The following is a 12,267-nucleotide window of genomic DNA, read 5'->3' as shown; positions in this document are numbered from 1 at the left end:
AAACCCCCATCTACATCCTATATCTATTATTGTATACATTTAATAGCAAAAACCCTCCCAAAAGGGAGGGTTTTATACTAGTAGAAAAAAAGCTGAATCTTAGAAAGAATACATTCCTCTTAAGAATACCTGATTTGAGTTTTGGCCAGAGCTACCATCGTTACCAGCGCCTACATAATAGGTCTTGTTTCTATCATATTCCAAACCTAATGCCAAAGATTTAGTCAAATGATAGTTTACGTTTGCAAACATTGTTCCCATCTTTCTAACAAGTGGTGTATAAATATTATCAGCTAAATCTCCGTAATGGCTAAATACAGTTTGACCATAGCCAAATGCAAATGTTACCGGAACCTGAGCTAGTTTATTAAAATCAATTTGAGCCTGTGCGTTCCAGCTTGTGCCACGAACTTCTTGTACAGAACCATGGCTATCAATGTAGAAAGACGGCATAGCATATGTATCTCCAAACAATGGCATATCAAATGCTGTCATGCCGCGCTCATAATGGAAGTTACCTGTTAAGTTAACAAAATATACAGGTAGCGTTAAGCCTACAGTTGCCATCCATGCATTTTCATTTTTGCTGTTTATGTCTGCTGAAGCATTGGTAAGTTTCATTGGCTGCCACTCAAAGCCTGCATAAGCACTGGCTGGCGAGCCAAAGCCTGTATTAAATTCAACAGGTAATTTGAAAGCAAAACCTGGTGAAGTCAACCTTTGGGACAACTGATAATCAGAATATCCCTTATTGTTAGGGTTAAAATAAACTGTACCACTATTTCCAAACGTAGAATCACCAGCTAAATTAGCTGCATAAATACCAGGATTTAGCTTCACGCTTCCAAGATCAAATTTTACACCAAAACCTATCTGCGAAGTCCTAACTACACCTTCACCCCAGTTTTGACCGGCTATACCTACTATATCATTTAAAGTAAAGCTATTTAGCATCTCAAGTGGATCCCATGTCTGACCGATCAACAGCCAAGGTGTGTAATTGCAGCCTTCCTGACAAAATTCTTTTACAATGTAAGCATGTCGCAACCTAAAGTTACCTTTGCCATACAATTGTTCTCCTGCGCCACCGCCAAAGAAATCACCTTCTACTACACCAGTTATGCCTTCTGTTGGGTTGCTAAGGCCTAATGTAATCCTCGAAAATTGTGTGCTTGTACCAAAAGATGTCTGTGCGGGAGTATTTTTTTCGGGGGTAGTTTGTCCAGCTGGTACAACATACTCTGGGTTAGCTTGGTAGCCCAAATTTGTTTGGTTATTTGCCCAGTCAAAGTAAGTCTGGATAAAGCCACCGATAGAAATGTTTGTGTCACCTTTTGTGGTAACTGTGCCAGCAGATGCTATTGAGACACTGCCCAAAAGCGCAGCTGCTGCAACGAGTGAGACTAGCCTTTTTTTCATACTTAACCTCCTAACTGAAAACTTTTTTAAATTCGATTCTAAATTTAACAACTTTTTTCACACTTGTCAAGAAAAAAATTTAACTTCCAATAATTTTTCTCTTAACCTCAAACCTACAGTTAAAAATAATCCAATTACGCTTGTTTGTCAAGAGTTTTAAAAATGCTTTTTATAAACTTTTTGAGAAAATTTTTACTCTCCTTTTTAAAAAGCGCTTGAAAAAAAATAAATTAATAATATACTAAAGTTAAAAAAATCGTGGAGGTTTTTATGAGAGTAGCTATAAATGGATTTGGTAGAATTGGTAGAATATTTTTTCGCATTGCAAGCGACTATAAAGAAATCGAAATTGTTGCGATAAATGACCTAACAGATACAAAAACGCTTGCACACCTATTAAAATATGATACAAACCATGGTATTTTTCAAAAAACAGTTTCTTATGATGATGAAAACATTATAGTTGATGGCAAAAAAATAAAAATATTTGCAAAAAAAGACCCGGCTGAGCTACCCTGGGGCGAGCTTGATATTGATGTAGTACTTGAGTCAACAGGAATTTTTTTAACAAAAGAATTAGCCCAAAAGCATCTTCAGGCAGGTGCAAAAAAAGTATTGTTAAGTGCGCCTCCAAAAGATAAAACCATTCCCACAGTGGTACTTGGTGTAAATAGCGACAACTTTGATTTTAAAAATAACCAGATTATATCAAACGCCTCCTGCACAACAAACTGCATTGGTCCAGTAATAAGAGTGCTTCATGATAATTTTACAGTAACAAAAGGCTTTATGACAACAGTTCACTCATATACAAACGATCAAAGAATACTTGATTTGCCTCACAAGGATCTAAGGCGAGCGCGCGCTGCTGCAATGAATATGATCCCAACCACCACAGGAGCCACAAGAGCAATCGGCGTAGTAATCCCAGAACTAAACGGCAAACTTGACGGTATATCAATACGTGTACCTACTTCTAATGTATCTTTGATTGACTTTGTATGCAATGTAAAAAATATCCCTACAATCGAGCAGGTAAATGAAGCTTTTAAAAAAGCCAGCCAGACTAAGTTAAAAAACATATTGGAATATACAGAAGAGCCCCTTGTGTCTCATGATTTAAATGGAAACCCACACTCGTCAATATTTGACGGGACAATGACACATATTATAGATGATATGGTAAAAGTTTTTGCCTGGTATGACAATGAGTTTGGCTACTCTTCAAGATTAAAAGATGTTATGTTAAAAATGATCTAAAGGGGTAAATTTATGATTTTTATAAATGAGCTTAACCTTACAAATAAAAGAGTTTTTGTCAGGTGCGACTTCAATGTGCCAATCGATGATGAAGGAAACATAATGGATGATAAGCGCATAAGAGAAACACTGCCTACCATAAATTACTGCATAGATGCAAAAGCAAAAGTAATATTGGCTTCTCACATGGGAAGACCAAAAGGCAAAAAAGACCCAAAATACTCTCTTGCAAATGTAGCAAAGAGGCTTTCTAGACTATTGAATAAAGAAGTAAAATTTATAGATTCCTGCGTTGGTGATGAAGTCAAAAAAGCTATAGATTCTATGGATTATGGGGATTGTTTATTGCTTGAAAACTTGCGATTTCAGCCAGGCGAAGAACAAGATGATATAGAATTTGCAAAAAAACTAAAAGAGTTATTTGATGTGTACATTAATGATGCATTTGGTGTAAGCCACAGAAAACATACATCTGTATACACACTTCCAAAAATTTGTGAGATTAAAGCTGCAGGCTTTTTACTTAAAAAAGAAATTACATACTTCAGTCGTATTTTGGATAACCCGGTAAGGCCCTTAATTGCTGTGCTTGGCGGAGCTAAGGTATCTTCAAAAATATCAGCTGTATATAATCTTATTGACAAAGTTGACAAAATTATAATTGGCGGAGCTATGGTGTTTACTTTTTATAAAGCATTAGGCCTACCGGTTGGTAATTCTCTGGTAGAAAATGACTATTTAGAAACAGCAAAGGATATATATCAAAAAGCTCAGAATAAAAAAATTAAAATGTACTTTCCTGTAGATTTTGTAGTCTCAGAAAAAATGGACGAAAAAGCTGTAACAAAAATCGTACCCTATCAGGAAATACCAGATGGCTATATGGGGCTTGATATAGGTCCTGCTTCATGCAAGATGTTTGAAGAAGTAATGCACGATTGCGGATCTATTGTATGGAATGGTCCTATGGGTGTATATGAAATCGACAGGTTTTCTCGTGGCACAAGAGAAATGGCGCGCATCGTAGGCTCAAGCTATGCATTAAGTGTAGCAGGAGGTGGTGATACAGCAGATGCAATAGCTCGTGCACACGAAACAGACAATATTACATATATCTCTACAGGGGGTGGTGCAAGTTTGGAGCTGCTTGAAGGCAAAAAGTTGCCAGGTATCGAAGCACTGGAGGCCTAGATGATAGTAGCTAACTGGAAAATGCATTTTGACTACAAAAAGGCTTTAGAGGTAGGCTGCGCCATAAAATCAAAATTATCAGGCGCCAAAGCAGAAATTGCCGTTTGTGCACCTTTTGTCTACCTAAAAGACCTATCTGAGTGTTTTAAAAATTCAAACATACAGCTTGGAGCACAAAATTTATACTTTGAAGACGAAGGTGCCTATACTGGTGAAATCTCTGCAATGATGCTAAAATCTGTAGGCTGCCAGATTGCCATTGTTGGACATAGTGAGCGCAGACAATTGTTTGGTGAAGATGACAGTATGATTAATAAAAAAATAAAAAGCGCTATTAAAAACAACATAACTCCAATTTTATGCGTGGGTGAAAGCTTATCTCAAAGACAAAACAACGAAACTTTTACAATCATAGAAAATCAGCTTGCCAAAGATTTGCTAGACATAAAAGAAACTGTTATAATCGCATATGAGCCCATATGGGCAATAGGAAGCGGAAAAGTTGCAAACTCTGAGCAAATTTTTGAGGTACATGAGTTTATAAAGAAATTTATAGACACAAAAGTACTCTATGGTGGCAGCGTAAACGCTCAAAATGCAGGGGAGCTTTCAAAAATACAAAATGTTGATGGTTTTTTGGTAGGCGGTGCAAGTTTAGATGCGCAAAAATTTTATGAAATTGTTTTAAATTTTGAAAAAGAAAAAGGAGTTAGTTGATGCTTACTGTCCTTATGATACTGCAGGGTATATTGTCTATTTTATTAATTGTTCTTATTTTGCTTCAAAAAGGAAAAGGTGCAAATATGGGCGTATCCTTTGGCGCTGGGGCTTCTGATACACTTTTTGGAGCAACAGGCGCAATGTCGTTTTTTGCAAAAGTTACATGGGTTTTAGCCTTTTTGTTTATGATTAATTCTGTTGCTATCTCGTATTACGTCTACAAAAATCAAACCCAATCAACTGTATTTACAAATACCACCAAAGCGCCTAAATAAGTTGGCGCTTTGGTTTAACTTGACAAAACTTATCAAGATATATTGACTTTTTAAAAGTTAGTATTATAGTATCTAAATAGGAGGTTGTATGGAAAGCTTTGAAAGCCATTTTTTTTACCCTATTAAAGATACTGTACTTGATCCAGATGGCATAGGCATTAAAGAAAATATTGAATTCAACGCAAAAATCATATTTTATGTTAAAACTAAACAAGGTATAATTGTCGCTATTGATTATAAAGTTAAAGCCTGCCCTGTTGCTATTGCAGTTGCAAGTTTTCTAGCCAAAACATTTAAAAATAAGACAATAGAAAATGCCTTAAGCATAGATGAAAACTTTTTAAATTCTAATTTAGTAGGTATCCCAAAAGAACGCCTTGAGTGCGCAAATAGTGCAGTTGAAGCTTTTAAAGAAGCTCTAATTAATAGCAAGGGGGAAAAATGAACAGAATTTATTTTGATAATGCAGCAACAACTAAAGTAGATGATGAAGTATTAAATGCAATGATACCTTTTTTTACACAAAACTATGCCATAGCATCATCAATATTCAGTCATGAAGACGGTTTAATTGCCCAAGAAGCACTTGAGAGTGCAAGAGCATTTATATTGGATAAACTAAGCGCCAAAGATTACAGGTGTATTTTTACATCCAATCCTACAGAATCAAATAATCTAGCACTAAAAGGAATCGCTTTTAGCAAAAAAAAGGGCAATATTGTTGTTAGCAAAATTGAAGATTTATCAATTATAAATACATGTAGGTTTTTGCAAAAAAAAGGCTTTGAGATAAGGTATGCAGGTGTCAACAACGAAGGAGTGGTTAATCTTAATGAATTAAATAATCTAATTGACGATAATACAATCTTAGTCAGTATCCAACATGTAAATCAAGAAATAGGTACACTTCAGGATTTAATCAGCATTGGTGAAATTTGTAAGCAGAAAAATTGCCTGTATCACTGTGATGCAACTTTTTCTTTTCCTTTTTTTGATATTGATCTATCAAAATACAATATTGATCTTTTAACTATAGGTTCAGATACATACTATGGTCCAAAAGGAGCATCAGCTTTAATTGCAAAAAATTCTATTGAGCTTGAACCACTTATTACCGGTGGTTATCAGGAATATAACTTAAGAGCTGGCACTCAAAATATACCCGCAATTGTTGGCATGCAAAAAGCTATAGAGATATTTGACAAAAAAATATACGATTATATTAAAAACTTAAAAGATTACTTTCTAGAAAAAATAAACCAAATACCGCACATTAGAATAAATAGTCCCAAAATGTCTCATCCAGGAATAGTAAATGTAACTTTTTTATTTATTGAAGGTGAATCTTTGACTTTAAGGCTAAACTTAAGGGGCGTAAGTGTAATAACGGGTAGTGCTTGTTTTTCTAAATCACTTGAAGCCTCACACGTACTTCTTGCATGCGGTTTGACACATGAGTTAGCTCATGGTTCTATCAGATTTTCGTTTGGTAAATTTAACACATTAAAAGAAATAGACCAGACAATAGAGTATTTAAAAGAAGATGTAGCTTTTTTAAGAAATTTAAGCCCACTATACAAGGAGGATTAAATGCCAAGCGTACCATACTCAAAAAAAGTTATGGATTTATTTCTAAATCCAAAAAACTTAGGTGAAATCGAAAACCCTGATGCTCAAGCAACAGAAGGTTCTCCTGCTTGCGGTGATATGGTTCAGTTACAATTAAAAGTAAATAAAGATACGCATGTTATTGAAGATATAAAATTTAAATCTTTTGGATGTGCTTCAAACATTGCAACAGCGTCTATTATTACTGAAATTGCGAAAGGCAAAACAATTGAAGAGGCAAAAAACTTAAAATATTCTCAAATAGTAGATGAGCTTGGAGGTTTGCCAGCTGTTAAAGTACACTGCTCTATTTTAGCCATACAGTCTCTTAAGCGAGCAATTGAAAACTATGAAGAAAAAAACGGCCTTGTACCCAAAGATAAACCAACTGATGAAGCATTGATAAAAGAACGCCTAAGGGGTGTTATTGATCCAAATACAGGCAGAGACTTAGTAGGATCAAAACTACTTTCAAAAATAGATTTTGTAGATGGCAAACTTACGATATATTTAAATCTTAAAGATACAAATCAATTTGCAAATGCAATAAAAGAAGAAATTGTCGAGAAATTTGAGTACAGATGGGATGTAAAATCCATTGATGTAGTTTTTTTAGATTAAATTCTTTTTTTCTGGCAAGTTTTGCAAATGCCATAAATCTGTAATTGGACGCTTTGCACGTTTGCTTGATCAAAATCTTTTAGAATACAACTGATATCTATATCTAGATCTTCTATTTTTTTGCAGTTTGTGCAGATAAAATGTGCATGAAAGTCGGCCAATAACTCATATTTTGTTTTTTGCTGAGCAATTTTTATCTCATTTAATATGCCATTTTCTACCATTACCGAAATATTTTTGTAAATTGTTGCAAGTGACATGTAGGGGTAGTTTTTCTTAATCTGTAAATACAATTCATCTATATCCATGTGACCAAACTGTCTGATAAGAGATAATATATGCAATCTTTGTGGCGTTACTTTTAAATTTTTTTTGTTTAGTATACTTTCTAAATACGCATAATCAATTACTTCCATAAAAGCAAATATAATACTTTTTTAAAAAATTGCAAATAATAATTTTTTTCCTTGACAAATTTTTATTTTTTGATAATATTTATCAAAATTGATTTGGAGGTGTACGATGAGTTTAGTTCTTCAAAAAATGCCAGAGTTTAAAATGGATGCATACGATGCACAAAGTGGTCATTACAAAAAGGTTTCAAGCGCAGATTACGCAGGCAAGTGGACAATTGTTTGCTTTTACCCAGCAGATTTTACATTTGTTTGTCCAACAGAACTTGCTGCAATGAATGCAAAGTACGATGTATTGCATGACGAGCTTGGCTGCGAGATACTTGCAATTTCAACAGATACAAAATTTTCACACAAACGCTTTGTAGAAACAGAGCCACTACTAAAAGGCTTGAAATTAACTATTGGCGCAGATCCAACTGGTGAGGTTTCAAGAAAATTTAATGTCATGATAGAAGGCGCCGGTATTGCTTTACGCGGCAGATTCTTAATTAACCCAGATGGTGTAATTGTAGCAGAAGAAGTTCAAGCACCACCTGTAGGTAGAAACGTAAATGAGTTCATAAGACAAATCCAGGCCCATCAGCATTCATATAAGACAGGCGAAGTTTGCCCAGCCAATTGGAGACCTGGCAAGAAAACTTTGCCTGTCAATACAGACGAAGAAAAAATGACAGGTCGCGTTGGTGACTATGTGACAGTAGAAGAGCTCCTCTCCTAACAATATATACAAATCGCCTCAAGGCTTTTAGCTTTGGGGCGATAAATTTAGCTTCTGGATTGTTTTTTCAAAGATGTCTTTTACAGCAAATGCGCTTTTGCAATCATATTCAATAATTGGCTTTGCTTGTTTTGTAGCCTCTACAACAGTTTTATCAAAAGGAATTTTGCCAATTATTTCTAAATTTTCTTCCTGAGCGTATTTTTCAATCTCTTTTGTTTGCTCGTCGTTTATATCAAACTTGTTAATCACAATTCCATGTGGTATTTTAAAATGCTTTATTGTTTCCACAATGCGCACCAAATCATGAAGGCCGCTTTTTGTAGGCTCACTTACAACTATTACATATTTTGCACCCACAATTGATGATGTAGCAGGACAGCCAATACCTGGAGCTCCATCAATAATAATTAATTCTATCTTTTTTGAATAGGCAATTTCTAAAGATAGCTTTCTTACTTCAGATATTAAACCACCTGAGGTTTCTTCACCTGGGTTCAACAGCGCATGTGCCATATAACCTGTCTCGCAGGTAGACTCAAAATACTTGCCATTTAAAGTTTTTTTCAAACTTATAGCATTAACTGGACAGGCAATCACGCATGCATTGCAGCCCTCGCAAGCATACTCTTTAACCCTGTATTGATTTTGCTCAAAATCTATTGCTTCAAATCGACAAACTGAGGCGCAGATACCACAATTTATACATTTATCAAAATCAATAAATGCCTTTTGTGAACCAAAATACTCAAATGTTTTATTAACTTCAGGCTTTAGTATAATATGTAGATTTGGTGCATCTACATCACAATCCACCATCAAAGCATTTTTTGCCAGATGTGCAAAAGAAGCACTAAGTGTTGTCTTGCCTGTGCCACCTTTTCCGCTTACAATAGCAAGCTGTTTTACAATCACTGCACTATCTCCAAAATTTTATTGTATAATTCAACAAACATATTCTCGTATTGAGGAATTTCTTTTGAAAACAACTTACCTTTTGAGTAACTTTGAGCAATTTTTATATCGTAAGGTATCTTTAACAACAATGGTATGTTATTTTCTTCCAAATATGACTCAAGTTCAATCAATTTATTATCGTATCTGTTTATTACAATACCTATTTTTAAACCAAATTGTCTTGTAAGATCCACTGCAAGCTTTAAATCATGCAAACCAAACGGTGTAGGTTCTGTTACAAGTACGCAAAAATCTGCCATCTGTATTGATTCAACTGTAGGACAAGATACACCTGGCGGACAATCTAAAATGTTGATTTTATTTTTATTTGTATATTTTTTTGCCTGTCTTATAATTCTAACAGCAGATGGCTCTCCTATATTCATCTGGCTTTTTACAAAATCAATGCCATTTGCACTACCCAAAGAAATTTTTCCTATATTTTTTGGTATTTCTTCCAAAGCATTATACTTGCATGCAAGCAAACATGCACCGCACGCATGGCACAAATGTGCAAACACAAGCGTTGATTTGCTTGATACAACAATAGCACTAAACTGACACGCTTTTGCGCAATCACCACAGTGAGTGCACTTTGCATTATCAACTTTTGGTATTTTTACATCTACATCTATATGTTCACTATAGTCAATATCAAAAAAAAGATGCGCATTTGGCTCTTCTGCGTCTAAATCTATAAGCTTTACGCTATGGCCTTTTTTGTCTAAAACATAAGCAAGGTTTGTTGAAACAGTGGTTTTGCCCGTGCCTCCCTTGCCTGACAATATTGCTATTATCATAACTCTTTTAATTCATTTGACTTTAACTTTTCTATAGCATGCTTTGCACTTAAACCAACTGCCTCGTAAACTTTAATATTTGCTGCCCTAATAGCTTGCAGGGCATTTTGACCGGGCATTGCAGAAATTATTGCACTTGCACCATTATCTATGGCGATCTGAACCGCTTGAGGACCTGCGCCGTGCGAAAGCTCCTGGTTATTATTTATTACTTCTAATTGACCTGTTTTGTCATCGTAAATCAAAAAATAACTGGCTCTTGCAAACCTCTCATCAATCGCACTATCTAATGTTTGACCTTTTGTTGCAAGCAGTATTTTCATATTCAACCCTCCTTAAAAAGTATTATAAATGAACATATGTCCATTGTCAATTATTTTTTGAAATCTATGGGCACAATAAAAAAACTGAGTAATATAAATATGGCAAGCGCAATATAAAGTATATCAAAAAACTCATTTGGCAAATTCCAAAATAGTATTTTGTTAATAAAACCAGCTATAAAAGGTATATTTTGATAATGCATTTTAGCCAAACTTAGCAATTTATACTCTATGTATGTCAAAGGACATTCTATATGAAAAACAGACTCAAATGCTACAATCATTATCATAACTAAATGGATAATCCTGAATGTCGCATTTTTTACAAAATGCCATTTTATATATTTACCAATATATATTAGAATAAGTCCCACAATAATAGTTAATGCATATAAAAAATGTATTATAACAACAACATCGGCTAAAGCTGCATAAATATTCATATTCATTAATTTAAGCATTTTTTGAATAAAATAAAGCTTGATACAATTTAAAGATTTTTATTAAAGACTTTAATTTTTTAAAATTCATCCGATTCATAAAATAGAAGCTCAAAAAAGGAGGTTTATTATGAGTCTTCAAATTAACACAAACATAGCGGCAATGCAGGCTATAAATAGCCTAAACAACACAAACACAAAGTTGTCTAACACGTTAAACAGTTTATCAACAGGCTTGAGGCTAACAAGTGCTGCAGTTGATCCAGCTGGTATGACAATTGCAGATTCTTTGAATTTTCAGGCAACAAACTTAGGTCAGGCAATATCAAACGGCAACGACACAGTAAACTTGATAAACATAGCAGATCAAGCACTACAGCAATCTATAAATTTGGTAACAAACATCGCACAACAGGCAATTGAAGCTGCAAACGCCACGCAAGATTTAGCTTCAAGACAGGCTCTGCAAAGCAACATCAATGGTCTACTTGCAGAAATTAACAATATTGCAGCAACCACATCCTACAAAGGTATAAACTTACTTGATGGCACCTTTGTAAATAAGATTGTCCAAATTGGCGCCTACCAAAATCAAACTATCGGTATTGGCATACAAAATACTGCTGCAAATGCAATAGGCTGGGTAGCAAATCAAACATTTACAAACTATGCGCCTACAGGTTCTGCATCTTTAATGGTTAATAATGCTACACCAAGTACCGGTGTTGCTCAAGCTAGTTTTGCTCAAGTTGGGATTGGTATTTCTACAAATAACCAATTTGCAACTATTGCAAATGGCGATGTCCAAATTAATGGCGTAAACATAAATATTTTTGGTACAAGCCAAACTCAACAATTAGATGCAGGTAACTGGGCACAAGCTATAAACGCAGTAAGTGCCCAAACAGGTGTATCTGCATCTGCAAAAACAACCGTTGTTGGCGCGCAAGCAATTCAAGCTGGAGTAATTTCTGCTGGTGGTTTGCTAATAAATGGCGTCAACATAGGTCAGGTTACAGTAGGTGTAGGAGATTCCGGTGGTAATTTAGTAAATGCCATTAACCAATACACCAGTCAAACTGGTGTAGTTGCAAGCGTTAACTCCCAAGGCCAACTTGTTTTGACAAATACGACTGGTGGCAACATAGCCATACAGGCAACAAACAATACACAGACTATGCTTGGAATCAAAGATACAACAACACAACTTACAGCCACTAATGCTGGTTCAGGTTTAGGAAAAAGCCAATCATTTTATATTAATGGTGCTCATGTAGTTTTAACAGCTGCTACTACTCATGCCGTAAGCGCAGCTGCAATAATTAATAACGCTTTAGCTGCAGCTGGTGTAGTAGGCGTACAGGCAGTTGCATCTTCTACAGGTACCACATCATCTATTAGATTTGTAGCAAACAATGGAAGTGATTTAAATATTACCACTAAAAGTAGTGCTGCCTTATTATCTGCAGCAGGATTAAAATATTTGGGAGCTGCAGCTGTTAATTCTGGTGGAGCATAC

15 protein-coding genes are annotated in these 12,267 nt (G+C 35.1%); 9 read left to right on the top strand and 6 right to left on the bottom strand.

Features of this window, described 5'->3' with window-relative positions; translation table 11 throughout:
* Nucleotides 1-99: 99 nt before the first annotated feature.
* Nucleotides 100-1,419, bottom strand: coding sequence for a hypothetical protein (locus Q0C22_RS03025; RefSeq protein ID WP_291490594.1), 1,320 nt, complete (start codon nucleotides 1,417-1,419; stop codon nucleotides 100-102).
* A 270-nt stretch (nucleotides 1,420-1,689) separates the two neighbouring features.
* On the opposite strand from Q0C22_RS03025, the gene gap reads away from it, so the two are divergent.
* The 7 genes from gap (at nucleotide 1,690) to Q0C22_RS02990 (ending at nucleotide 7,094) form a co-directional block, all read left to right on the top strand.
* Nucleotides 1,690-2,679 (top strand): type I glyceraldehyde-3-phosphate dehydrogenase, encoded by a 990-nt coding sequence (gene gap, locus Q0C22_RS03020; protein ID WP_291490593.1) that lies wholly within the window; start codon nucleotides 1,690-1,692, stop codon nucleotides 2,677-2,679.
* A gap of 12 nt (nucleotides 2,680-2,691) precedes the next feature.
* Complete coding sequence (gene pgk, locus Q0C22_RS03015; protein ID WP_291490592.1) at nucleotides 2,692-3,870, top strand: phosphoglycerate kinase; 1,179 nt, start codon at nucleotides 2,692-2,694, stop codon at nucleotides 3,868-3,870.
* The gene (gene tpiA, locus Q0C22_RS03010; protein ID WP_291490591.1) at nucleotides 3,871-4,587 is read left to right on the top strand and encodes a triose-phosphate isomerase; all 717 of its coding nucleotides are present in this window, start codon (nucleotides 3,871-3,873) and stop codon (nucleotides 4,585-4,587) included.
* A complete protein-coding gene (secG, locus tag Q0C22_RS03005; RefSeq protein ID WP_291490590.1) occupies nucleotides 4,587-4,865 on the top strand; it encodes a preprotein translocase subunit SecG in 279 nt (92 codons plus the stop codon). Before tpiA ends, secG begins: the two co-directional genes overlap by 1 nt.
* 88 nt (nucleotides 4,866-4,953) lie before the next feature.
* Nucleotides 4,954-5,310, top strand: coding sequence for an iron-sulfur cluster assembly scaffold protein (locus Q0C22_RS03000; RefSeq protein WP_291490589.1), 357 nt, complete (start codon nucleotides 4,954-4,956; stop codon nucleotides 5,308-5,310).
* Nucleotides 5,307-6,455 (top strand): cysteine desulfurase family protein, encoded by a 1,149-nt coding sequence (locus Q0C22_RS02995; RefSeq protein ID WP_291490588.1) that lies wholly within the window; start codon nucleotides 5,307-5,309, stop codon nucleotides 6,453-6,455. The genes Q0C22_RS03000 and Q0C22_RS02995 overlap by 4 nt, the downstream gene beginning before the upstream one ends.
* The gene (locus Q0C22_RS02990; protein WP_291490587.1) at nucleotides 6,456-7,094 is read left to right on the top strand and encodes an iron-sulfur cluster assembly scaffold protein; all 639 of its coding nucleotides are present in this window, start codon (nucleotides 6,456-6,458) and stop codon (nucleotides 7,092-7,094) included.
* On the opposite strand, the gene Q0C22_RS02985 is transcribed toward Q0C22_RS02990, so the two are convergent.
* Complete coding sequence (locus Q0C22_RS02985) at nucleotides 7,091-7,510, bottom strand: Fur family transcriptional regulator (RefSeq protein WP_291490586.1); 420 nt, start codon at nucleotides 7,508-7,510, stop codon at nucleotides 7,091-7,093. The genes Q0C22_RS02990 and Q0C22_RS02985 overlap by 4 nt on opposite strands.
* Before the next feature lie 106 nt (nucleotides 7,511-7,616).
* On the opposite strand from Q0C22_RS02985, the gene Q0C22_RS02980 reads away from it, so the two are divergent.
* A complete protein-coding gene (locus Q0C22_RS02980; protein WP_092129071.1) occupies nucleotides 7,617-8,228 on the top strand; it encodes a peroxiredoxin in 612 nt (203 codons plus the stop codon).
* A 27-nt stretch (nucleotides 8,229-8,255) separates the two neighbouring features.
* Here Q0C22_RS02980 and Q0C22_RS02975 read toward each other — a convergent pair whose 3' ends face one another.
* Genes Q0C22_RS02975 through Q0C22_RS02960 form a run of 4 tightly spaced genes read right to left on the bottom strand, consistent with a single transcriptional unit; the run spans nucleotide 8,256 to nucleotide 10,751 of the window.
* Complete coding sequence (locus Q0C22_RS02975; protein ID WP_216818753.1) at nucleotides 8,256-9,143, bottom strand: ATP-binding protein; 888 nt, start codon at nucleotides 9,141-9,143, stop codon at nucleotides 8,256-8,258.
* Nucleotides 9,140-9,985, bottom strand: a complete 846-nt coding sequence (locus tag Q0C22_RS02970) for an ATP-binding protein (protein WP_291490585.1) — start codon at nucleotides 9,983-9,985, stop codon at nucleotides 9,140-9,142. Before Q0C22_RS02970 ends, Q0C22_RS02975 begins: the two co-directional genes overlap by 4 nt.
* Entirely contained in the window at nucleotides 9,982-10,308 is a 327-nt protein-coding gene (locus tag Q0C22_RS02965) for a NifB/NifX family molybdenum-iron cluster-binding protein (RefSeq protein ID WP_291490584.1), read from the bottom strand. The genes Q0C22_RS02970 and Q0C22_RS02965 overlap by 4 nt, the downstream gene beginning before the upstream one ends.
* A gap of 50 nt (nucleotides 10,309-10,358) precedes the next feature.
* On the bottom strand, nucleotides 10,359-10,751 hold the full coding sequence (locus tag Q0C22_RS02960) for a DUF2784 domain-containing protein (protein ID WP_291490583.1): 393 nt from the start codon (nucleotides 10,749-10,751) through the stop codon (nucleotides 10,359-10,361).
* A 127-nt stretch (nucleotides 10,752-10,878) separates the two neighbouring features.
* Here Q0C22_RS02960 and Q0C22_RS02955 point away from each other — a divergent pair.
* On the top strand, nucleotides 10,879-12,267 hold a 1,389-nt coding region (locus Q0C22_RS02955), incomplete at its 3' end, for a flagellin hook IN motif-containing protein (RefSeq protein WP_291490582.1).

Origin of the sequence: Desulfurella sp., assembly GCF_023256235.1 — a bacterium.
Taxonomy (GTDB): domain Bacteria; phylum Campylobacterota_A; class Desulfurellia; order Desulfurellales; family Desulfurellaceae; genus Desulfurella.
This window is presented reverse-complemented; position numbering and strand designations above follow the sequence as displayed.

What these genes read in the sequence shown, in the direction of transcription:
- Q0C22_RS03025 (WP_291490594.1), bottom strand. Translation starts at nt 1,419, where the DNA reads ATGAAAAAAAGGCTAGTCTCACTCGTTGCAGCAGCTGCGCTTTTGGGC.
- gap (WP_291490593.1), top strand. Translation starts at nt 1,690, where the DNA reads ATGAGAGTAGCTATAAATGGATTTGGTAGAATTGGTAGAATATTTTTT.
- pgk (WP_291490592.1), top strand. Translation starts at nt 2,692, where the DNA reads ATGATTTTTATAAATGAGCTTAACCTTACAAATAAAAGAGTTTTTGTC.
- tpiA (WP_291490591.1), top strand. Translation starts at nt 3,871, where the DNA reads ATGATAGTAGCTAACTGGAAAATGCATTTTGACTACAAAAAGGCTTTA.
- secG (WP_291490590.1), top strand. Translation starts at nt 4,587, where the DNA reads ATGCTTACTGTCCTTATGATACTGCAGGGTATATTGTCTATTTTATTA.
- Q0C22_RS03000 (WP_291490589.1), top strand. Translation starts at nt 4,954, where the DNA reads ATGGAAAGCTTTGAAAGCCATTTTTTTTACCCTATTAAAGATACTGTA.
- Q0C22_RS02995 (WP_291490588.1), top strand. Translation starts at nt 5,307, where the DNA reads ATGAACAGAATTTATTTTGATAATGCAGCAACAACTAAAGTAGATGAT.
- Q0C22_RS02990 (WP_291490587.1), top strand. Translation starts at nt 6,456, where the DNA reads ATGCCAAGCGTACCATACTCAAAAAAAGTTATGGATTTATTTCTAAAT.
- Q0C22_RS02985 (WP_291490586.1), bottom strand. Translation starts at nt 7,510, where the DNA reads ATGGAAGTAATTGATTATGCGTATTTAGAAAGTATACTAAACAAAAAA.
- Q0C22_RS02980 (WP_092129071.1), top strand. Translation starts at nt 7,617, where the DNA reads ATGAGTTTAGTTCTTCAAAAAATGCCAGAGTTTAAAATGGATGCATAC.
- Q0C22_RS02970 (WP_291490585.1), bottom strand. Translation starts at nt 9,985, where the DNA reads ATGATAATAGCAATATTGTCAGGCAAGGGAGGCACGGGCAAAACCACT.
- Q0C22_RS02965 (WP_291490584.1), bottom strand. Translation starts at nt 10,308, where the DNA reads ATGAAAATACTGCTTGCAACAAAAGGTCAAACATTAGATAGTGCGATT.
- Q0C22_RS02960 (WP_291490583.1), bottom strand. Translation starts at nt 10,751, where the DNA reads ATGAATATTTATGCAGCTTTAGCCGATGTTGTTGTTATAATACATTTT.